The 22,153-nt window shown below is 48.7% G+C and carries 19 protein-coding genes; 10 read left to right on the top strand and 9 right to left on the bottom strand.

All coding sequences use genetic code 11. From position 1 onward, the window contains the following. Nucleotides 1-3: 3 nt before the first annotated feature. Nucleotides 4-543 carry a hemerythrin domain-containing protein gene (locus tag LG272_RS02710; RefSeq protein WP_126759978.1) on the bottom strand — a complete coding sequence of 180 codons (540 nt, stop codon included), beginning with the start codon at nt 541-543 and terminating at the stop codon, nt 4-6. Nucleotides 544-725: 182 nt separating this feature from the next. On the opposite strand from LG272_RS02710, the gene norR reads away from it, so the two are divergent. Together norR and LG272_RS02700 are read left to right on the top strand one after the other, a co-directional pair. After that, a complete protein-coding gene (gene norR / locus LG272_RS02705; RefSeq protein ID WP_404409489.1) occupies nt 726-2,282 on the top strand; it encodes a nitric oxide reductase transcriptional regulator NorR in 1,557 nt (518 codons plus the stop codon). Nucleotides 2,283-2,328: 46 nt separating this feature from the next. After that, entirely contained in the window at nt 2,329-2,724 is a 396-nt protein-coding gene (locus LG272_RS02700) for a YbaN family protein (protein WP_126759976.1), read from the top strand. Here the strand turns inward: LG272_RS02700 and LG272_RS02695 are convergent. From LG272_RS02695 to LG272_RS02685, 3 genes are read right to left on the bottom strand one after another with little or no spacing between them, the layout of a single operon-like run. After that, complete coding sequence (locus tag LG272_RS02695; RefSeq protein WP_404409487.1) at nt 2,721-3,929, bottom strand: NnrS family protein; 1,209 nt, start codon at nt 3,927-3,929, stop codon at nt 2,721-2,723. The two genes, LG272_RS02700 and LG272_RS02695, sit on opposite strands and share 4 nt — an antisense overlap. 34 nt (nt 3,930-3,963) lie before the next feature. Continuing rightward, complete coding sequence (locus LG272_RS02690; RefSeq protein ID WP_404409485.1) at nt 3,964-4,842, bottom strand: U32 family peptidase; 879 nt, start codon at nt 4,840-4,842, stop codon at nt 3,964-3,966. Nucleotides 4,843-4,844: 2 nt separating this feature from the next. Then, nucleotides 4,845-5,840, bottom strand: a complete 996-nt coding sequence (locus LG272_RS02685) for a peptidase U32 family protein (RefSeq protein WP_404409483.1) — start codon at nt 5,838-5,840, stop codon at nt 4,845-4,847. A gap of 192 nt (nt 5,841-6,032) precedes the next feature. Between LG272_RS02685 and LG272_RS02680 the strand changes: the two genes are divergently transcribed. Together LG272_RS02680 and hemN are read left to right on the top strand one after the other, a co-directional pair. Beyond that, complete coding sequence (locus LG272_RS02680) at nt 6,033-6,434, top strand: SCP2 domain-containing protein (protein WP_404409481.1); 402 nt, start codon at nt 6,033-6,035, stop codon at nt 6,432-6,434. A gap of 116 nt (nt 6,435-6,550) precedes the next feature. Beyond that, on the top strand, nt 6,551-7,930 hold the full coding sequence (gene hemN, locus LG272_RS02675) for an oxygen-independent coproporphyrinogen III oxidase (RefSeq protein ID WP_126759971.1): 1,380 nt from the start codon (nt 6,551-6,553) through the stop codon (nt 7,928-7,930). A 35-nt stretch (nt 7,931-7,965) separates the two neighbouring features. Here the strand turns inward: hemN and nrdD are convergent, their stop codons facing one another. Beyond that, nucleotides 7,966-9,822 carry an anaerobic ribonucleoside-triphosphate reductase gene (nrdD, locus tag LG272_RS02670; RefSeq protein WP_404409968.1) on the bottom strand — a complete coding sequence of 619 codons (1,857 nt, stop codon included), beginning with the start codon at nt 9,820-9,822 and terminating at the stop codon, nt 7,966-7,968. 13 nt (nt 9,823-9,835) lie between these two features. Further along, nucleotides 9,836-10,288, bottom strand: coding sequence for an anaerobic ribonucleoside-triphosphate reductase activating protein (gene nrdG, locus LG272_RS02665; RefSeq protein ID WP_126759969.1), 453 nt, complete (start codon nt 10,286-10,288; stop codon nt 9,836-9,838). 403 nt (nt 10,289-10,691) lie between these two features. Between nrdG and LG272_RS02660 the strand changes: the two genes are divergently transcribed. After that, nucleotides 10,692-12,965: a nitric-oxide reductase large subunit gene (locus tag LG272_RS02660; protein ID WP_404409479.1), complete on the top strand. Its 2,274-nt coding sequence runs from the start codon at nt 10,692-10,694 to the stop codon at nt 12,963-12,965. A gap of 83 nt (nt 12,966-13,048) precedes the next feature. On the opposite strand, the gene tmpT is transcribed toward LG272_RS02660, so the two are convergent. After that, nucleotides 13,049-13,693, bottom strand: coding sequence for a thiopurine S-methyltransferase (gene tmpT, locus LG272_RS02655; protein WP_404409477.1), 645 nt, complete (start codon nt 13,691-13,693; stop codon nt 13,049-13,051). An 81-nt stretch (nt 13,694-13,774) separates the two neighbouring features. Between tmpT and LG272_RS02650 the strand changes: the two genes are divergently transcribed. Continuing rightward, the gene (locus LG272_RS02650; protein WP_404409475.1) at nt 13,775-15,580 is read left to right on the top strand and encodes an ATP-binding protein; all 1,806 of its coding nucleotides are present in this window, start codon (nt 13,775-13,777) and stop codon (nt 15,578-15,580) included. 2 nt (nt 15,581-15,582) lie between these two features. On the opposite strand, the gene LG272_RS02645 is transcribed toward LG272_RS02650, so the two are convergent. Further along, nucleotides 15,583-16,893, bottom strand: coding sequence for a hypothetical protein (locus LG272_RS02645; protein ID WP_404409473.1), 1,311 nt, complete (start codon nt 16,891-16,893; stop codon nt 15,583-15,585). 222 nt (nt 16,894-17,115) lie between these two features. On the opposite strand from LG272_RS02645, the gene narL reads away from it, so the two are divergent. The 4 genes from narL to LG272_RS02625 all read left to right on the top strand — a co-directional run bounded on the left by narL (nt 17,116) and on the right by LG272_RS02625 (nt 21,020). Then, nucleotides 17,116-17,760, top strand: coding sequence for a two-component system response regulator NarL (gene narL, locus LG272_RS02640; protein ID WP_126759964.1), 645 nt, complete (start codon nt 17,116-17,118; stop codon nt 17,758-17,760). A 78-nt stretch (nt 17,761-17,838) separates the two neighbouring features. Next, the gene (locus LG272_RS02635) at nt 17,839-19,428 is read left to right on the top strand and encodes a thiamine pyrophosphate-binding protein (RefSeq protein WP_404409471.1); all 1,590 of its coding nucleotides are present in this window, start codon (nt 17,839-17,841) and stop codon (nt 19,426-19,428) included. A 67-nt stretch (nt 19,429-19,495) separates the two neighbouring features. After that, a complete protein-coding gene (gene yegQ, locus LG272_RS02630; RefSeq protein WP_404409469.1) occupies nt 19,496-20,839 on the top strand; it encodes a tRNA 5-hydroxyuridine modification protein YegQ in 1,344 nt (447 codons plus the stop codon). Further along, nucleotides 20,823-21,020 (top strand): YfhL family 4Fe-4S dicluster ferredoxin, encoded by a 198-nt coding sequence (locus LG272_RS02625; RefSeq protein WP_126759961.1) that lies wholly within the window; start codon nt 20,823-20,825, stop codon nt 21,018-21,020. The genes yegQ and LG272_RS02625 overlap by 17 nt, the downstream gene beginning before the upstream one ends. Here LG272_RS02625 and LG272_RS02620 read toward each other — a convergent pair. Continuing rightward, a complete protein-coding gene (locus LG272_RS02620; RefSeq protein WP_404409466.1) occupies nt 21,017-22,105 on the bottom strand; it encodes a threonine aldolase family protein in 1,089 nt (362 codons plus the stop codon). The two genes, LG272_RS02625 and LG272_RS02620, sit on opposite strands and share 4 nt — an antisense overlap. Between the last annotated feature and the right edge of the window lie 48 nt (nt 22,106-22,153).

The raw sequence follows: 22,153 nt of genomic DNA, 5'->3' as shown, positions 1-22,153 counted from the left end.
TGCCTATTGGCAACCGCCACAACAGTGGCCGTTGCCATGGTGGCCTTTTCCTGCTTCTTCAGCTTTCTTAAAGAGCACGCTATTTTCAATGGCGATGTGCTGATGTAGGTCGCTGACAAATTCGTTGATGCCCTCATACAGCATAATCCAGCTACCACAAGCGCCTCGTGGCGCATTGCATTGGTTTGTTAACTCAAGCAACTGCGCAATCATTTGCTCATGCTGATCATGCTCCTCTTCCATCACGGCGATTGGCCCTTGTGGATAAATACCGCCGGCAAGCATTGGAAACAATATTTGCTCTTCCTTCATCATGTGACTTTCTAGCTCCTGGTACATTGCTTGCAGGTGTTCGGCCAAACCAGCTGGGCACTCGCTATGGTCGTTGTGAACGTCTTCAATTTTGCGCGCCAAGTTGATTAAATCTGGCAATTGGGTACGGTGCTTTTCATGAAAGTGCTCCACCATAAATTCGGTGAGTGCTTTCTTCGGCATCGCTTGGTATACGGCAAGTGCTTCACTATGGACGGTCTGGGTAGTCATATGGCTTCTCCTAACTAAAAATTTTCCGCTGAAAACAGCGCAACTGAGCGTATTTACCCCTTTACTGGTGCAATTTCGATGCCAAAACTACCCACTTTGATTTATATCGAGTTTTTTTCAGCAATGGTAAATTAAACCCATTGAAATTCGGGTCATTCAGGCCTAAAAGGGTTGTTTTTACCATGCATGATGTCTCTTTACTTGAAACACTAATCGCCGATTTAGTGACCGATTTACCAGCGGTAATTCGCTTGGAAAAGGTTGTGAAAACTCTACGCACACATTTTAACTGTGGCGCTGTCGTGATACTCAAACATGACCAAGATATGCTGCGTCCTGTTGCGAGTATTGGACTAGCACGCGAAGCACTTGGTCGACGTTTTTTGGTGCAACAACACCCTCGCCTTGAACGTATCTTGAGTAGTCGGGAAACGGTTCGATTTGAACCCGATAGTAGCTTGCCTGACCCCTATGATGGATTGATTGAAGATAGTCCAGATGGCCATCTTGCCGTGCATGATTGCATGGGCATTAGTTTGTACATTGAAGGCAAGTGTTGGGGTGTACTGACACTAGATGCGCTAACCCCCGGCACTTTTGATAACAGCACGATGCAGGCATTGCAGCGCGCTAGTTTGTTGGTAGAAGCTGCGATTCGAATGGGTTTGATTGAGCAAAACATTCGAGCGCTTCGCAACAATCGTCGCGACAGTGAATACTCACTTAACAGCAATGGTACCGATAGCCAAGAAATTATTGGACGCAGTGCCGCATTGATGACGGTGTTGCAAGAGTTAGAGGTGGTTGCTGGATCTGATTTGCCGGTATTGTTACTCGGCGAAACTGGCGTCGGTAAAGAATTGTTTGCACGCCAGTTACATCGGTTATCACCTCGCAACCATAAACCGTTGGTGTATGTGAACTGCGCCGCCTTGCCAGAAACCCTCGCCGAAAGTGAGCTGTTTGGGCATACCCGCGGCGCATATTCCGGTGCCACGGGTGAACGCGCCGGCCGTTTTGATAGTGCTGATGGCGGTACCATATTTTTAGACGAAGTGGGTGAGTTGCCCTTAGCCATTCAAGCCAAATTACTGCGAGTATTACAGAATGGCGAAATTCAGCGCCTCGGTAGTGATAGCTCACACAAGGTAAATGTTCGGATTGTGGCAGCGACTAACCGCGATTTAAAACAACAGATAAAATCCGGCGATTTTCGCGCCGATTTGTATCATCGCTTGTCAGTGTATCCACTGCCTATTCCACCTTTGCGTGAGCGCCAAGATGATATTTCGGTACTGGCGGGGCATTTCCTGGAGCTCAACCGAGCCCGCTTGGGCGTTCGTGCGCTGCGTCTGTCACCCGCTGCCGAGCAAGCACTACAACGCTACGACTGGCCAGGTAATGTGCGTGAACTGGAACATACGATCAGCCGCGCCGCGATCAAAGCGTTAAGCTTAGGTGCTCGCCGCGATGACATCGTCAGTATTGATGCCGAGCTGCTCGATTTGCCAACTGCAGTGGTTCAAGCAATAGGAGCAAACGAGCTGCCGATACCGCGAACCAAGAGCAACTTAAAGGCCGGTTCGTTGAATTTAAAGAATGCCGTGCAAACTGTGCAGCGCGAGTTAATTCAACAAGCGCTCGAGTATACCGACTATAAATGGACGCAAGCAGCCCGTATACTGGATCTTGATCCGAGCAACTTACACAAGCTAGCAAGCCGATTAGGGTTGAAATAGCCTCAGTGCTCGATTTTCGATTCAGTAACATATAGGTCGGTTTTTTATGAGGGTAATTCTGCGCATTCTGCTGTGGCGCACTATCGCAATCTTAGCGTTGCTGCTTGGAGTAATCGGGTTATTGCTACCGATTATGCCAACGGTTCCGTTTTTACTTGTCGCAGCTTGGGCTGGCGGTAAAGGGTGGCCGGTGCTTGAGCAAAAGTTGCTGGCGCACCCGAAGTATGGGCCGCAAATTATTGCTTGGCGTAAATATGGCGTGGTTAAACGTCAACCAAAAGTGATTGCGTCAGTGATGATGAGTGGTAGTGCCATTATGCTAGGATTCAGCCCTGCTCCTTTTGCCGTAAAATTCGCCGTGATTGGAATTATGGCGACGGTTGCGGTGTGGCTCTGGTCACGTCCAGAAGTAGCGCCAGCCACCGCAACCGAATCGGATTAGCCAGGACGTCCGTCTGGGCGTGGTGTGGTAAGAATTGGCAAGTACACCACCACGTACATGGCATAGGCAATAATCCATGCTGCCGCCGCAAATACCAACCAAGACATGGCTAAATCGGGCACCAACCAATTAAGTACAACGCGCGATAACGCCGCTGAAATAACCAATAGAAATGCTAATGACATAATCGGCTTAGGTTGCAATGGGCGACCACTATGTCCCAATGAAACCCGCGCTATCATCGCTAAAATCATGTTGCCCATTGCGCCAGCGGTAAGTGCATGCAGCGCGATGGAGTTTGTGATGCTGGTGACACCAAGTTCACGTAGGGCAAACAATGCTAAGCCAACTGGAATAAACCAATAGGCGACATGCAACGACCATAACAATGGCACGCGAAGCGTTATCCAAATGCGCCAGCGGAAGCAACGAATACCTAACGCAACGGCGCTAATACCGTATAAAGCGGCCATGACCTCGTTTGGCAATTGCGCATTAAACAAGGTGATATTGAGGATAAAAATTAGCCACAAGCTGCCGAGCCCAATCCGATCGAGCCACTCAATCGGTTGCGCCTTTTGGGTCATCGTGCCGTTCGCCGTAAACATGGGTAGCACACGCCCACCAACAATGGCCATCAGTAACGTGATCAGCCATACGGCATTTTGACTACCTAACTGTTGTAAATCGAAACGGCCACTCACTAAACCGTAGTGCATGAGCGCATTACAAAACGTCAGCAAGAACAGTACGGGCACAAAGAACAAGTTACGCTGTTGTTTCACTTGAATAAGGGGTACCGCTAGCAAGATCGCGGCCAACGGCAGAAACAACAAATCAACCGCAGCCACCAGCCATACCGGTAAGCCGGCGCCAAAAAGCATTAGCAATCGACCAAGTAACCAAACGATGGTCAGAATACCAAGTGCTCGACCATGGGTGGCACGTAGTCCTGTCCAGTTTTGAACAGCGGTAAGTAAAAAGCCCACAACAATTGCAGCAACAAAGCCAAAAATCATTTCATGGGCATGCCAAAACATCACTTGCCCGTAAACCGGCAACGAAATTTGCCCGCCCAGTACCAGTATCCACAGCAGCATCGCAATGGCACTGAAACTAGCACCCAATAAAAACATGGGGCGAAACGCTTGGCGCAACAACGGCCACATTTTTTGTTCAACTTGTAAATCGGTAATTTGTAACATGAGCTCTCCCTAATTTTTGGTGTGTAAGCGAGCTTTAATCGAGCTGTTGCACAAGTCCGGCAAGGGCTAACCAATAGCCGTTGCTATCATTCTTATCCAGTTTCTGTGGCGCGCCACCTGCCACATTAGCACGAAATTTTTCAAGCCAGTCAAAGGTTCCCACCAACTGCGGACTCAAGCGCACAACATCTACTAAGCCGTCCATATTGGGGAGTTGGTTGACCAAGTTGTAGCGGCTACCCGACTGCGTTTGAATACCATTCAGTACAAACACTTGTTGGCCATCTTGGCTGCTGACGGGTCGCCCTTCTGGATAATTGATGCAGACCAGTTCGCATTGATCTTTTGGGCGGTTCTCGGAGCGCGCGGTAAAACAACGCCCGGACCAGGCCAATGGCATATGCCCTAACGCGAACACTTCCACTTCGAAGCAATCGCGCACATCGTGTACCATGGGCTGCTGCAATAACTTCGCTAACCAATCACGTGACAACTCAACCGGCATCACCCACCGGCTCATGCCTAAACTCATTAACTTTCGTAATGTATGTTGGTTGTAGCAGTTAATCGCTGCCCCCGCAACGAACGGTACTTTGTGCTCCTGCAAGTACGGAATGGCGCCAACATCATTGGCCTCCACCAGAAACTCACCGTTGTCGCAGTATTTGCGCAGCTCACGCAGTTCCGATGGAGCCTCTAACAAGGTCATGGTTGATAAACAGACTTGCTTGCCCGCCTCGCGCAACATATGCGCAATCGCCATGTAATCATCAAACTTCAGCTCACGTCGTTTGCTGCAAACGGTTTCGCCTAAATAAACAATATCCACAGCCGAGTCGGCTGCCTGTTGGTAAAAGTTTTCGACCACTTGTTTGGGCCAAAAATACTGAATTGCTCCGAGTGAAAATTTCATCGTTACTTCCATTTCCTGTGGTAGGCGCCAAGGGTGGTTTGACTTCCCTCAGAAAGACCCGCCAAAACATGATCCCACTGTTCTTGAACCGCAAACTGCTCTGGGTTTGCCATCACGGCATCAATGGCTTGTCGCCAAACTTGGGTAATTTGCGCCACGTATGCTGGGCTTCGTTGGCGCCCTTCAATTTTCAGCGACGCAATGCCTTCTTTGTACAATTCGGGCAGTAAACTAAGCGTATTCAAGCTAGTTGGTTCTTCTAAAGCATGGTAAGTGTCATCACCAACCTTAAACCGACCTTTACATAGCGTTGGATAACCAGCCGTTTCATCCGGCGCAAAACGATCGATTAGAATATTATTGAGGCGCGACTCTAAAGTACCGTCTTCGGCTTCATCCCAGCGCACGTACTTTGCTGGCGAGCATGCGCCAGCAGTGTTCGGCGATTCACCAGTCATATAAGAGCTCAAGTAGCAACGCCCCTCAGCCATGATGCACAAGCTACCGAAGGCAAATACCTCGAGCTCGATATCGGTTGTGCGCGCTATCGCTCGCACTTGATTCATCGATAGCACCCGCGGCAATACGACACGACTCACACCAAACTGTTTATAGAATTCAATGGCAGCTGCATTGGTAGCAGAAGCTTGCACCGATAAGTGCAATTCAACTTTCGGATACCGATCGGCGGCATACGCCAATACCGCCATGTCCGCAAGAATGAGCACGTCAGCGCCAGCTTTGACTGCCATGTCGACAGCACGGCGCCAGTTCTCAAACGTATCGGCATGCGCAAAGGTATTAATCGCGACGTGAAGCTTCTTGCCATGTTGATGCACATATCGAGCCGCTTCGCTCAGCCCAGCCTGATCAAGATTTAGTCCCGCGAAATGACGTGCGTTGGTCTCGTCTTTGAGGCCGACATACACCGCGTCGGCGCCGTGCTCAATGGCAGCTTTTAACGCTGGCATGCTGCCAGCCGGACACAGAAGTTCCATAATTATTGATCCCGTCGATAAACATGCATTCGTAATGAGTATTATAATCCGATGAAAATTTTAAGGGACATTAATGGACGGCAACTTATGGTTATCCCAAAAGTAGTAGATCACTGGCAGCAGCTTATGAAAGGTTTTAATAGTGCCTTACATGTCGTGCCCAAACCCTTGTCAGAACAGGTGCTGGGGGCCATGTTGAACCACGTGTTAAAACCAGAGCTACAACAACAAAAACTTGCGTTTTTAATCAATCAATGGGTACAAATTGAGGTTCCCGATCTCAGCTTGGTGTTCTATGTCACCGCCATTGCAAACCCACATACGATGCGCCTGAAAGTGTCCGTAAAGCCGCATCAAGCCGCAGTGACCATGCGCGGAAATAGTGCCTCGTTGGTATTGCTGATGAGTGGCCAAGTCGACCCAGACACCCTGTTTTTCCGGCGTAAACTGCTGATTAAGGGCGACACCGAACTGGGTTTATCGGTGAAAAATTTACTCGATACAATTGAATTAGAAGGGCGTCTGCCTGCGTCGCTGTATCGAGTAACCCAAGAGACCGCCAGCCTGATTCTGGCAAAGCCCGAGCTACGTTAATTTGCGCGTATGTTCGGGTAGCTTATACCCCTTCAGGTGTATCAAATTTTTGATCCGCATCATATAAACTGCGCTCAGTTATTCATCAGTAAGGGGTTTTCCCACGGGGTGTTCGCATGACCAATCACGCAAACCAGATTGTTTGGAGCCAGGAGCTCATCGATAAATACAACATCAATGGACCACGCTATACGTCTTACCCGACCGCATTGGCGCTGCACAATCAGTTTCCATTGAGCTCGATGGTACGCACTCTTGCCAACGCCCCAAAAGAGTTGAGCTTATACATTCATTTACCGTTCTGTATTAAGCTTTGCTACTACTGCGGCTGTAACAAGGTCATCACCCGTCATCAGCATAAAGCCGACATTTATTTGGATTACCTGGCCAAAGAAATGGCGATGTACAAAGCCTTGTTGGGCGATCGCAAGTTTGAATCGGTGCATATGGGCGGTGGTACGCCAACGTTCTTAAGCGAAACACAGTTGTCACGCTTAATGGACTTACTGCATGAACATTTCAATTTTACCGCGAATGCAGAGTGGTCAATTGAAATCGATCCGCGCAGCTGTAGCGATGACAAACTGCGTCATTTGCGCCAACTTGGTTTTGACCGCGTGAGCTATGGTGTACAAGATTTCGACACCAAGGTTCAAATTGCCATCAACCGAGTGCAAGACACGGACATGATCAAACATCAGGTTGCATTGAGCAAAGAACTTGGCTTTCGTTCAATCAATCTCGATCTAATCTATGGGCTACCATATCAACGCCCTGAAACTTTCGCGGCATCGATTGACCAAGTGATTGAGCTGAACCCTGACCGCGTGTCACTGTTTAGCTATGCCCACTTGCCATCGCGCTTTGCGGGCCAGCGTAAAATTGATGAGTCGAGCTTACCAACCGCACCGATCAAACTGGAATTGCTGCAGTTAGGTATTACTAAGTTCACCGAGGCTGGCTATCAGTTCATTGGCATGGACCACTTCGCTAAAACCAACGATACCTTGGCACAGGCGCAACAACGCGGCGAACTGCAGCGTAATTTCCAGGGCTACACCACGTCTGGCCAAGATGCGCTGTTGGGTATTGGTGCCTCCTCAATTAGCCAAATTGACGGTGTACTCTGGCAAAACGTGAAAGAGCTACCGTCTTATTACAAAGCCATTGATAACGGTACTTTGCCGATTGTGAAAGGGTTTGAGTTAAACGACGATGATCGCTTACGCGCTGCTTTGATTTCACAAGTGATTTGCCACTTTGATCTCGACATTGAAGCGTTCGCTAAAGAATGGAACATCGACGATTTTTGGTCTTATTTCGCCGATGCGAAGCGAAAATTGGCACCGTTCGTAGAAGATAATTTGGTTGAGTTAAACGATCAGCGCTTAACGGTGACGCCATTAGGTCGCCTGTGGGTGCGTAGTATCTGTGCCTGTTTTGATGCTTATTTAGATGATGCAGCAACAGCGCCACGTTACTCCAAAGTGGTGTAACGCAGCGCTGATTTACATGCTGAGTTGAAGCAGGCTTAACTCGCCTGCTTCAGTGCGTTAGCCTGCGCTCGAGCACCGGCAATACTGGTGTCATGCTGTTTGCGGTGATAATGGCGCGCTTGATGTTCTTTGCGGCGCCCTGCGCTAAATGCCGACACGCGTTTCAAGTAACCGATTACTCGAGTTCCATAATCGACATCGTCAGAGCCACACGATGAACATTCGCACAACGTACGTTTATCGATGTGTTCGCACTCATTGCAGATGGTAATTTTCACGTTGATACAGAAGTAATTGCAGCCTGTGGTTGCAGCGATATTCAGCATCGACAAATAACCATCTACATTGAGCTTCTCATCCAGATTCAAATGTAACGCAGAACCGCCATCTAAGAATTCAATCAACTCGTTACCGTGCATGATGAATTTATCCAGCGAATTGGTTTGCTCATCTTCAACCACATAGAAATAGGAGTTGTAGCAGTCTCGTGGTACAAAGTAGCCATCTTCACGATCCCACTTCGCGTTCTTCACGCCAAGGTTTTCGGCCGGCACAAATTCGGTATTGAACATATAGCCGTATTCTTGCTTCGCACGTTTGTTGGCGTCATAGATGACTTTCAAATGACGCTGCACAAACTCAATGTAGTCGCGGTTGTTGCTCGCCACTAACCCTTGTGATTCAGCCGCTTCCACCATGCCATTGATGCCAATGGTCAAGAATTGCTTATCCAGCGAAATAAAGCCGGCATCATAAACGGTGAGCAAACCCGCTTCTTTGTATTCTTCCATAATGCGACGATAAGCCACTTGGTACTTATGAATTTTCTCAATTTCAGTATTTAAATCGCGACCGTCTTGCACCAAGCGATTCATATTAATGGTAATGACATTGATAGAACCCGTAGCAACGCCGCCGGCACCCAAGGTGTAACTGAAGGTGTTGTCGGCAATTTCGCTACGCAAGCGGCAGCATGAGGCGAGCGAGTCTGCGTTTGGCGATAAGTACACAAAGAAGGAGTTACCGTCGGCAAGTTCATGTGCAATATGGCGGGCAAACTGCTGATCTTTACACTGACCGTTTTCGGTGAGCATGGCCACAGTGACTACGGGGAAAGTTAAAATGGTTTTCTTGCGCTCTTCGTTAAACCAATGCAAAAAGAAATCTTGCAACTTACTGACTGATTCCCAGCTACTCTTGCTGAAATCAGGGAACACAAAATCACCAAACATACTGTCAAAGTAGTGTTGGTCATACACTGAAATATTCCAGAAAACACTTTGGTAGCCACGTGCAGCAGCTGGCTGGTTTAATGCATACACAACGTGCTGAAGGTGATTTTCAATTTCGTGGCGATGCGTCTCAAGGTAGTTATCGCCATAATCACGACGCGCAAAATGATCGAAGTAAGCCAAAAATTCGACCGTCGCGACTGCACCGGCAAACTGTGAGCTGACAGCAAAAACGAAGTTTACGAAGGTGCCGCAGAAGCTTTCGAGATGTTTTGGCGCTTTTGACTCACCACCGAGTTTCGTTAAACCATCACGCAAAAACGGATACATTGTCACCGACACACAATAAGGCTTCAAACTGGTTTCGTCGTGCACATAAATCTCGTGATCTTCAATTTGACGAATGTATTCTTGAGCCAAATCATCACCAAACAGTTCGCCAATTTTGGTACTGACTTGTTTACGATTTACTTGCACGAAAAAGTCTTTCATTAATTCCGCTTCAAGGGTCGCAATATTTTTCTGGGTGACGTTGGCGTTGGCATCCATTTTTGAACCATCAGCAGCATTTTGTGCAGCTAAGTACTGCTTGATAAAGTCCATTTTCGCGTCAACTTGTTCAGGGTGTAAGCGCAGCATTGTTCTTCTCCATTTATTTATTATTTATAACCGGCTACGTTGTGATAAACCGGCAATTGAGTCGTTGCTGATTGCGTAAGTCATAGAACTTCTGGTTGGTGGTGGGGCTGTCTAGGCCACCAAGCTCCGCAATCCATGGCCCCGTTTTGAGGTAGGTCAAGTGTTGCTTAATCGCTTGCGACACGTCGTCATAACCGGTGTATAAACAAGTTTCGAGACCGGCGTCACGGCTCATTTTCAGTAGCGCAATGAGCGCATCGGGCTGCCATTCGCCGCCAAGAAACAATACACAGGTAATCAGGTTGCGATACTGTGCCAAACGCGCCGCGAAGTAGTCGGTAGTTAGCGCCTCACCACTACCCACTGGCCAACTATCGACGCTGTGGCACCCTTTGCATCCCACTGGACAGCCGGTGATGGTATAAGCAAGGGAGACTTCTCCAGGAACCTCCTGAAATACCACCTGTTCAGCACTGTATCGCAACATGAAATACCTATATATTGTGTAAGGTTATATATAAATCACCATATATTGTGTTTCAGCATAGTCTCGACACACAAAGCTGCCTTGATCTAGATCAATAAAAACTACCTCCAATGGGTATACCCCAAACAATCCTTTTGTTTACCCCTTTAGCTCAATTTCTTGTGGACTAGGGCTCTGCCATTCTATACGCGGGTAATTTCTACCGAGGCGGTTTAAATGACCGCTGAAGAATTGGGTTGATTTAACCCAATAAATTTAAATAAACGTGCTTTTTCAGTGAGATAAAACTTGGCACGGGGCTTGCTAGACAATCGACGTGTGCGCAACCCATGTCGTAACACAGCGCAAACGTGATTAAAGGGAGAATCAACAATGCAACAACATCAACAGCCGGAGGTGCCACATGGCCGGTTATAAAAAATTATGGTGGACATTGATTGCCATTTTGGCGATTACCTTTGGTGTCCTCGGTTATTTCGGTAAAGAAGTTTACCGTGTCGCTCCGCCTATTCCTGATCAAGTAGTGACCGAATCGGGTCAAGTATTGATGACGGAAGAGACGATTCTTGATGGTCAAACCGCATGGCAATCAGTCGGTGGTATGCAACTCGGCTCGATTTGGGGTCATGGTGCGTATCAGGCGCCAGACTGGACTGCCGATTGGTTACACCGCGAGTTGTTAGCATGGTTAGAAATTACCGCGCAAAACACCTACGGCCAAAGCTATGAAAGCTTAACTGAAGCGCAACAGAACGCGCTACAGTTTGAGTTAAAGCAAGAATATCGTAACCCTCAGTACGACGCTGCAACCGATACGCTTACGGTTGATGCCGTTCGTGCTGAAGCAATTGCACAAACTGCTGAGTACTACAGCCGTTTGTTCAGCGATGACTTGTCACTGCGTAGCACGCGCGAAAGCTATGCGATGAAAGAGAACACCTTACCAAGCGCAGAACGTCGCGACGTCATGACTCAGTTCTTCTTCTGGACTGCTTGGGCTGCCGCAACTGAGCGCCCTGATAGCGACGTGACTTATACCAATAACTGGCCGCATGAGCCGTTAATTGATAACAAACCAAGTGCTGAAAATATCATCTGGTCATTGGTATCAATTATCTTGTTAATTGCCGGTGTTGGTGCCTTGATTTGGGCGTGGGCGTTCTTGCGTGAACATGACGAAGAAGAGCCTGAAGCACCGAAGAAAGACCCTATCAGTCTGGTTAATTTAACTCCATCACAAAAAGCCTTGGGTAAATACCTGTTCTTGGTGATGGCGTTGTTCATTGTGCAAATTTTCCTCGGTGGTTTCACCGCACACTACACCGTTGAAGGCCAGGAATTCTATGGTATCAACGTGTCGCAGTGGTTCCCGTACTCATTGGTACGTACTTGGCACATTCAAGCCGCACTATTCTGGATTGCAACCGGCTTCTTGGCTGCAGGTTTGTTCCTTGCACCAATTATCAACGGTGGTAAAGATCCGAAATACCAAAAACTGGGTGTCGACATTTTGTTCTGGGCACTGGTTGTGGTTGTGGCTGGCTCGTTCATCGGTAACTACTTAGCTATCGCACAAATCATGCCTGAAAACCTCAACTTCTGGTTAGGCCACCAAGGCTATGAGTACGTCGACTTAGGTCGTCTCTGGCAAATTGGTAAGTTCCTCGGCATCGTGTTCTGGTTAGGTTTGATGTTGCGTGGCGTTATTGGCGCATTCAAACAGCCTGGCGACAAGAACTTGTTGGCTCTATTAACCGCTTCAGTGGTAGCGATTGGTTTGTTCTACGGCGCTGGCTTCTTCTACGGCGAACGTACTCACTTATCAATCATGGAATACTGGCGCTGGTGGATTGTTCACCTGTGGGTAGAAGGATTCTTTGAAGTATTCGCAACCGCCGCGTTAGCGTTCATCTTCCACAGCATGGGTCTAGTATCACGCCGCATGGCAACTGCAGCTTCATTGGCTTCAGCATCATTGTTCATGCTAGGTGGCGTACCAGGTACTTTCCATCACTTGTACTTCTCAGGTACTACTACACCAATTATGGCTGTAGGCGCGACTTTCTCTGCGCTTGAAGTAGTGCCATTGGTTGTACTTGGTTATGAAGCGTGGGAAAACTGGAGCTTGCAGAAACGTGCTGACTGGATGCAACGCATCAAGTGGCCTCTCATGTGCTTCGTTGCAGTCGCATTCTGGAACTTCTTGGGTGCCGGCGTATTGGGCTTCATGATTAACCCACCAATTGCGCTGTATTACATTCAAGGCTTGAACACGACACCTACTCACGCTCACGCAGCATTGTTCGGGGTGTATGGTTTCTTAGCGATTGGTTTCGTACTACTTATCTTGCGCTACATTCGTCCGAACTTCGCGTTCAACGACAAGATCATGAAAACCGCTTTCTGGTGGATGAACATTGGTCTGTGCATGATGCTGTTCACTAGCCTGTTACCAATCGGCTTCATTCAGTTCTTCGCATCGGCATCTGAAGGCTTGTGGTACGCCCGTAGCGAAGAGTTCATGCAACAGCCATTGCTAGAAAGCTTACGTTGGATTCGTACTGTTGGTGACGTAGTGTTTATCATCGGTGGTCTTGCGGTTGCTTATCAGGTTGTTATTGGCCTGTTCGGCAAGCAAGAAGCTGAAGTTGACGCTAAACCCGTCACTGTGAAGTAACAACTTGTGTTGTTGTCCGTGGTAACCCCACGGTGATGTTAGCCCGAGACCTCCCAACCGTCTCGGGCTTTTTTTTGCGTGTTTTAAGCCTTGTGCTTCGGTGACAACAAATAACCACGCTCAGTAACATTCGCATCGCCGCCAAGGGTGAACCCCGGGAGTAATGGTAATACGTCAATAGCGTAATTATCCTGATAGCTTGTTCGTATTTCATCGGTATGAACCACAAATGGTGGGCCTTTCCAATAATCTTCTGGGTATTCGACCATCACCAATAAACCGTTAGCGGTTGTTGGTAATATGCGTTGTAAATGGGTGATGTATCTGGTTCTCATTGTGGGCGGTAACGCTACCATGGCGGCACGATCGTACCATGCTGACACCGCTTGCAAATGCGCTTCGGTCAGGTCAAAGAAATCACCTTGATAAATGCAGATACCCTCTGCGCAATATGCAATGAAAGAGCCTTCTTGGCTGGTCTGATAGGGCAAGTTGTGCTCGGTGAAAAACTCTTGAATTGCCACTTCGCTCAGCTCAATACCAATTACCTCATAGCCTTGTTGAAGCAACCATTGCATATCGAGCGACTTGCCACACAACGGCACGAAAATAGTGGCGCTAGGCTTAGCAACCGATTCAATTTGAGTCGTCAGTAACGGGTGGACATCGAGGCGATGAAAACCAATTTCACGCTTTTGCCAGCGTTCGTGCCAAAATTCATGTTCCATCTATAACTCCATATTCGCACATCAGAACGTTTGGCGTTAAACTATACAGTCGCAAGCGCAAACCGCAACAACGCAGGTGTTATGAATAAGTTTTCAATTGTTACTCGTATCGGAATTGCTTTAAGTGCCATGGTGGGCTTAACCATCTTGACGCTTTTGGCTTCTTATTGGCTGTCAGAAAAAGCCGACCACGATGCGTTGGCCATCAATGTTGCGGGTTCACTGCGCTACCAAGCCTACCAGTACAGCTGGCATGTCATGCACTCGCCAGAAAAAGCTGCGACGATTGCCGAGGCGTTAAATGAAAGTTGGCATCACAGTGTATTTAATCGCTTTGAGCACGAACAAAGCGCGTTGACCGAATTGTATCGGTCAACTCAAACGAATTGGCTGGCGTTTCAACAACGTGTAGAAACTGGGGAGATTCCCGCTAATCGCTTAATGAATGAAATTGAGCCACAGATTGATCAAATTAATGCGTTTGTCACAGCTATTCAGCAAGATGCTGAGACACGGATTCGCTCAATTCGCTCCATTCAGGTACTGAGCTTGTTTGCTAGCATTGGCTTGGCGTTTGTAATTTTTTATTGGTTACGTACGCGGGTTCGCTATCCGTTAGAGGTATTAACCCAAGCGGCCCGCCGCATAGGTCAGGGCGACTTTACAGCGCGTGTTAAGCACCCGATGCGCGACGAGCTCGGTGTTTTAGCCGGCACGTTAAATAAAATGAATGAAGCCATTGGCTTTATGTACGGCAATCTCGAAAAGCGCGTCGACGAACAAACCAAAGCCATTCAGAAATCCAATATTCGTCTGCAATTTTTATACGATACAGCACGCATGATTATTGAGCATTCGCCGGGCTATCACGATTTCACCGAAATTGTGAATGGGTTGAAGCGAGCCTCCGAAGTGGATGATATTGAGCTTTGCTTAATCACCGAAGCTGGTAACAAGCCTTATCTGCAGGTACAACCTATCGGCGCACCGTTTGATCCATGCGAAGGGGTCGATTGTAGTCAATGCGTGAATGCCGGTGCCGGTGTTTCAATTCAGGACAATCAGCGTATTTATCGCTTCGCCATTGAACGTGAAGATCACAGCTACGGCGTTCTCGTTGCGCGTTGTCCGTTATCAGAGCAACTTAACGATTGGCAGCAGCAATTGATTCAATCGGTTGCCGACCAGCTCGCTGTGGCATTGAGCTTAAAACAAGAAGAAGAGCAAGTGCGTCGCTTAGCGCTCATTCAAGAACGTACGGTGATTGCTCGTGAGTTACATGATTCGTTAGCGCAAGCGCTGTCGTATTTGAAAATTCAGGTGACTCGTTTAAACAAAGCCATTGATAAAGATAACCGCGAAGTGATTGAAGATGTCGCTGAAGAGCTGAAAGAAGGCTTGAATGCGGCTTATCGTCAACTGCGCGAATTGCTTACTACCTTCCGCTTAAAGGTGGACGGTGCTGGTTTGTTGCATGCATTACAAACCACCATGCAACAGTTTGGTGAGCAATCGGATATCGCCTTCCGCTTAGACTATCAGTTGGAGAATACACCGCTGGTGCCACACGAAGAAATTCACTTGCTGCAAATTATTCGTGAAGCCTGCCAGAATACCATTCACCATAGCCAAGGTTCGGATGTGGTGGTGCGATTATCGCAAGATGACCAAGAGAAAATTCACCTGAGCATTGAAGATAACGGCATTGGTATTCCGGAGAACGCCGAGAAGCTCAACCATTATGGTTTAGCGATTATGCAAGAACGCAGCCGTCATTTAGGTGGAAATATTTCGATTCAGCGTCGCGATGTTGGCGGTACTGGTGTGTATTTTGAATTTACCCCACAGTACATTTTGGAACGCCAAAGCGAGCCGTATCCTGCTTAAGTTTACGGGTTATAGAACTCGCTCCGATTGCGCAGATACATGACGCTGACCAACACTGCACACAACAGGTAGAAAGCGGCGAAGACAAACAGCGCAATTGCTGGTGTTGCATGGGTGCTATTGATGTACCACAGCGTCGGAATGTACGCCGCACCGGCGGTTGCAACTGCAGTTAGCCAGCGCAGTGCCAATGGGAGTCGCTCCAATGGCAACACCACACTAACGCTGCGGAAGATTGCACTACTAGCCGCACCAGTTGCAATGAAAATCACTAAAAATATCAGCAAATACCCTAGAAACCACTGTTCTGGTAACGGACTTTGACTCGCCTGAAAAGTGATAGCACCGGCCACAATGCAACTCACAGTGAGTACCAGCGCACACCATAAGGTAACTTTCGCTCCGCCAAACAAATCCGCTAACCAGCCGCCAAATGGCCGCGCTAACACACCAAGCAACGGGCCAATCCAAGCGTACGTTAATGCGCTTGGCGCATAGGTTGCACTGAATGTTTGTAGGCTCAACGGGAAAGTAATGGTGAAACCGATAAACGAACCAAACGCCATGACATAAAACAGCGTCATCAACCAAGTGTGCTTATTACGTAAAATGGCTCGATAATGTGTGCGATCGGTTAAACTCCCAAGTGGCGGCGCCGGCTGTCGTGTTGATGGTCGAGCGACTTGCCAAGTAATCGTCGCCAACACAATTGCCGCAACAATCAGCCAACCAATATTGGCTAGATAGAGCGGCGCACCGGGAGCAATGATTCCCACGATGTCGCCGCTGCCGTGCGCTGTAAACCAAGGTGTAGCCCCAAACAAATTGAAGCTAGAAAGAAATGGCAAGGCCGCCTGCGCTATGACAATCCCAATGCCAGCGATGCCTGCGTTTACCGCCAACGTCCAACCCAACCCAGATTGATCCACTTTGTCGTGATGCGTAAATGCAATAAATTGTGCCCCACCGAAGCCACAGGCAGCGGCCAGCCACTGCAGTGCGGTATAAGACAATGGCGGATTCATTAGCAGCCAGATCATAGCGATAGCTGGCAACAGCAGCGCCGCAGTACTGAGATAAATAAACCGTGCCTGCATGGCTCGCTCACCCAACCAAAAGAACACGAAATGCCATACTGTGGCGCTTAATCCGGAAATGGCGAGCAGACGATACAGTTGCGCAAAACTAAAGCCAGCGTCGACGGTGAACAGCTGCACCACTAACACACTGAGACTCATCCACAGCGTCATGCCAACAATCAAATTGATTGCTGTTGGCTTGTCGACAGTTGAAGATGTGCGCACAGTATTCACGGGCAGCTCCTAGTATGATTCATGCTATGAACTATGCGTGATTGCACGCAATACAACAATTCAGCGGGAGTGATAATTGGCAAGGCAGAAGAGGCAACTGAAACTACCCCAAAAGGGTTAGTTTGCGCTAATCTGTACTTTGTGGCACAACATTGTGTAACAATACGTGCTTTAGAATACTGATGAAACGCAATAAAAAGCGACGCAAACAAGGAGCTTGTCATGTCGGACACCCCCGCTAGCATTATGCTTGTGGATGATCATCCACTGCTGCGCAAGGGTTTGAAACAGTTGATTTCACTCGAGGATGGTCTAGAGGTTGTTGCTGAATGCAGCAACGGCGTAGACGCCTTGGCAAAAGCTGAAGAGCTTGACCCTGATCTGATCATTCTTGATTTGAACATGCAAGGCATGGATGGCCTCGAAACGCTGAAGCGCATGCGCGATAACGGCGTGACGTCTCGCATTGTCATGTTGACGGTGTCTGATGCGGATGAAGATGTTGTGACCGCTATTACCAATGGCGCCGATGGCTATTTGTTGAAAGATATGGATCCGGAATTGTTACTGGACCAAATTCAACGTGCCATTGAAGGGAAAATGGTTCTCAGTGAAGCCATTACCGAGGTACTGGCAACGGCATTGCGCCGTCCATCAGCGCCAACGGCGAGTAAACTCGATGGCTTGACCAATCGTGAACGCGAAATTTTGGAGCTGATTGCCAAGGGCATGAGTAATAAAGTGATTGCCCGCGAGCTGGATATTTCTGATGGCACGGTAAAAGTACACGTGAAGCACCTGCTGAAAAAACTAGGTTTGCGCTCTCGAGTGGAAGCGGCTGTGTGGATGGTGAACCAAGACCAGTAAGCTTATTGACGCACGTCAACACTTCGCTTCATAAATCAGCCCACACTTGTGGGCTGATTTGGTTATGGAGCCTTAAACATGCAACTTGGTGCATTGCTTACTCAATCGCTGCGCCACTGCGGCGTGAACGAGATATTTGGTATTCCTGGTGATTTTATTCTGCCGTTACTACAGCAGTTACAAGATCAACCCGATGCCCTGCCGTTTTATTATTTAACTCACGAGCCTGCTGCCGTGTATGCCGCCGATGCTGCGGCTCGTAGCGCTAATCGCCCAACCGTTGTCGCTTTGACCTATGGCGCCGGTGCGCTAAACGGCGTTAATGCTGTGGCTCAAGCTTACGAAGAATATGTGCCACTGATCATTATTGCCGGCTACCCCAGTGCGAAAGAAGTTGCCTCGCGATTACAAATACATCATCAAGCCAAGTCTATCGATTCACAGCGGACTATTTTTGCCGAAATTACTTGCGCGCAAGTTCGTTTGAATAATCCCGACACGGCGGCGAATGAACTACAAGCCGCGATACAACAATGTCAGCGACAATCTCGCCCTGTCCTGATTGAAGTTCCGCGCGATGCCGTCGATTTTAATTTGGAGCCGGCCAAGCTGGTGCTGCATGAAACCCCACAAGCGGTTGACGAATTCGCCTACCAACGCCTTGTTGACGCCTTATGCACAGCGCGACGGCCGGTTATCTTAAGTGGTGTAAACGTGCGCCGCAGTGGAGCGCAATTCGCACTAGAACGGCTCGCTGAACAGTTCAATATTCCAATTGTGACTACCTTACTCGGACGCGCCAGCGTAAACCCCGAACATAGCTGTTATGGCGGTGTATTCTGCGGCGCCCAGGGCACGCGCGCCAGTCAGCTCATTTATGATGCCGACCTCGTATTAGCAATTGGCGTGGTTTACACCGACAGCAATTTTAGCGCGCATCAGGCTCTTATTCATGCCGAGCACTTTCATCGAATTGAGTTTCCTGCGCAACCGCTGAAACTCTTCTGTGCTCGGCTTGCTAGTGAACCCTTGCCGCTTTTTGAGCACCGTGATCTAACACCGATACAGCAGCAAGAGCCGGCATATTTTAATGCCGATACCGTCGTTCGGGAAATTCATCAGCAGCTTAGCCGCCAACGCGCTATTGTGCCTATTATAAGTGATGTCGGTGACTGTTTGTTCGCTTCATTACAAGCCTCGCCATCCGAGTTTTTGGCACCTGCTTACTATGCCTCTATGGGTTATGCCGTTCCCGCCGCGCTCGGGGTTTATGTCACCAATCAACGCCGCCCTGTGGTCTTGGTTGGCGATGGTGCTTTCTTAATGACCGGTTTAGAGCTTGCTCACAGCTTGCGTTATGGCTGCCGCCCAATTGTGGTGCTGTTTAATAACCATAAATGGGACATGATTGCGGCATTTGCACCAACGCTGAAAGCAACAGCGCTACAACATTGGCAATTCCCACAATTAGCGGAATCGATGGGTATTCACAGCTTACGTGCGCATGACCAACAAAGCTTCGCAGCCGCCTTTGCGCATGCTTGGGCCGACCCCGACCGCGCCCACCTGATTGATGTTTGGCTACCAGAAAATAGCCGTACCGCGCGACTGCAGCAATTTGCACAAACCTTGACGTCGATCAACAAAACAGGCGCCAGCGAGGTATAAACTACCCGGCCACAATTTCGACCACAACCGTTTCGACCACAACCGACTGCAGTTACACAAGGGTGTTATGTCATTACGTCAATCTGGACCAGAATTATTGAGCCCAGCCGGCAGCTTAAAAGCGATGCGTCTTGCATTTGCTTACGGCGCTGATGCTGTCTATGCCGGCCAACCTCGCTACAGCCTGCGCGTGCGCAACAACGAATTTGATTTGCCACGCCTCGAGCAAGGTATCAACGAAGCACACGCGCTCGGCAAAAAGTTCTACGTGGTGGTGAATATTGCCCCGCACAATGCCAAGCTTGTTTCGTTTGTGGACGATATGGCGCCGGTAGTGGCATTAAAACCCGATGCATTGATTGTTTCTGATCCCGGCATTGTGATGTTGCTACGTCAGCATTACCCCGAACAAACGCTGCATTTGAGCGTGCAAGCTAATACGGTTAATTGGGCGGCGGTGCAATTTTGGCAGCAGCAAGGTATTGAACGGGTGATTTTGTCGCGAGAACTCGAAGTACGTGAAATTGCTGAGATTCGCAAAACATGTCCGGATATGGAACTCGAAGTCTTTGTTCACGGCGCATTGTGTATGGCGTACTCCGGCCGTTGCTTGTTATCTGGTTACTTCAATAAACGCGACCCGAATCAAGGCGCTTGCACCAATTCTTGTCGCTGGCCCTATCAGGTGCATGATGCGCAGGAAGATGCTGTCGGCCAATTCAACCCGATTGATACTCCAGTGTTATTGACCGAGCCGCAGCGTCCTGGTGAGTACATGCTCATGGATGAAGATTTGCATGGCACCTACATCATGAATTCCAAAGATTTGCGCGGCATTGAACATGTTGACGCGTTAACCCGCATGGGTGTGCATTCACTGAAAATTGAAGGGCGCACCAAATCCCCGTACTACGTTGCGCGCACTGCACAAATATATCGTCAAGCCATTGATGATGCCGTGGCTGGAAAACCGTTTAACCGTGATTTATTGGCGGAATTAGAAGGTATGGCTAACCGTGGGTTTACCGAAGGCTTCTTGCGCCGCCACGTGCCCAGCGACACGCAAAACTACAACACCAGCCATAGCTTAGGCGAGCAACTGTTGGTCGGCGAAGTGCTTTCAGTTGAGGGTACAAACGCTTATGTCGATGTCAAAAATGCCTTTGCTGTCGGCGATACCTTGATTCTGATGAAGCCATCGGGAAATGTGACCTTTGAGCTTCGCAATATGCAGGATGCACAAAACCAACCATTAGTGCGTGCAGCCGGTGCTGGCCGCCAGGTTCATGTGCAATTACCGATTGCACTAACAGATGATGACGCGCACTTCAGCATGCTCATTAAGATTGGCGAACACAAACCGCAACAAACGATTCCAGTGGTGGAGGTGACCAATGCCTGTGGTAATTGATAGTGACTGCATTAACTGCGATATGTGCGTACCCGAGTGCCCGAACGACGCCATTGCCATGGGTAAGGAGCACTACGTGGTCGATGTGAACAAATGCACCGAATGCGAAGGCTTCTACGACGAGCCCGCTTGTATTCCAGTGTGTCCGATTGAATGCATGACGTTAATTCCAGACGCTTAAGCTTGCAAACAAGCACTCAGGTGCTCATGCCAGAATTCAGGTGGCTGCTGCATGGTGCGGCGACCCACGCTGATTTCACAAATACACTGGCCATTTTTACGAGCCCGCGGTAACGGCAGAACAACCACACCTGTCGTATTCGCATAATCAGTCATTGCTTGAATCAAAGCGTCTTCTTCGCGGTCAATGTGCAAGTGGAACATGGCCGCTTGCGGTTGTTTTGGCTTCACGCGCACGCCCTCAATGGCCTCTAATAACGGCCCAAGCTTTTGTGCATAGTGAACGGCGTCATCGATTGACGATAAGTTTTCTTCGAGACCTTTCTCAGCCGCCAAAATATATGGATACATTGAAATTAAATTGCCGCCAGCGCGACGACTCCAGCGTTTCGCTTCGGCAATGAATGCTTCCGTACCCGCCAAAACGGCACCGGCAATACCGCCGATATCTTTGTATAAACTTACATAAACTGAGTCAGCAAGCTCACAAATTTCTGCCAAACTACGTTGGTAATACGCTGGACAATGCCACAGCCGTGCACCATCGATATGTACGGCAATGTTTTGTGTACGCGCCCATTTCACTTGCGCCTGTAGGTCGTCCCAAGTCGGCAATTGTCCGCCAATTTCACGCATCGGTAACTCAAGCACAATCGCCGCTAAATCGGCCGTATTCGCTTGTTTTAAATCGTCCAGTGTTAGTACCTTCTCGGCGTTACCTAACAGCTGGCCTTGTAGACCCCATAGCTGCTGATAGCCGTCTTGTTCATGCAACACCAAATGCGATGTTGGGTGCAGGCCTATCTGTTGTTTCTGGCTCGCCTCGCTGTGAATTTTCAGTGCCATCGGTTGTGCCAGGGTACCGCTTGGTAAAAATAGTCCCGCTGGTTTACCAAGCATGTTGGCAATTTTCGCCTCAAAGCTCTCAATCAATGCGCCGCTACCGTACACATCTGGCTCAAGAACACTTTCAGAACGCTCGGCAACTTGTCGCAATACCTGCGCCATGGACTCAGGCGGATGGCGCAGTATCGACCACTGCGCCTGACGTGCGGCTTGTTGATAGGCTTGGCGTATATTGGTCATGAGGCTGTCACTTCTACTTGAAATACTGTGCTATTAAACAAAGTTTCA

The organism is Pseudidiomarina marina (genome assembly GCF_044807045.1).
GTDB classification, from domain to species: domain Bacteria; phylum Pseudomonadota; class Gammaproteobacteria; order Enterobacterales; family Alteromonadaceae; genus Pseudidiomarina; species Pseudidiomarina marina.
The sequence above is the reverse complement of the archived record's forward strand: the minus strand, read 5'-3'. Positions and strand labels throughout refer to the sequence as shown.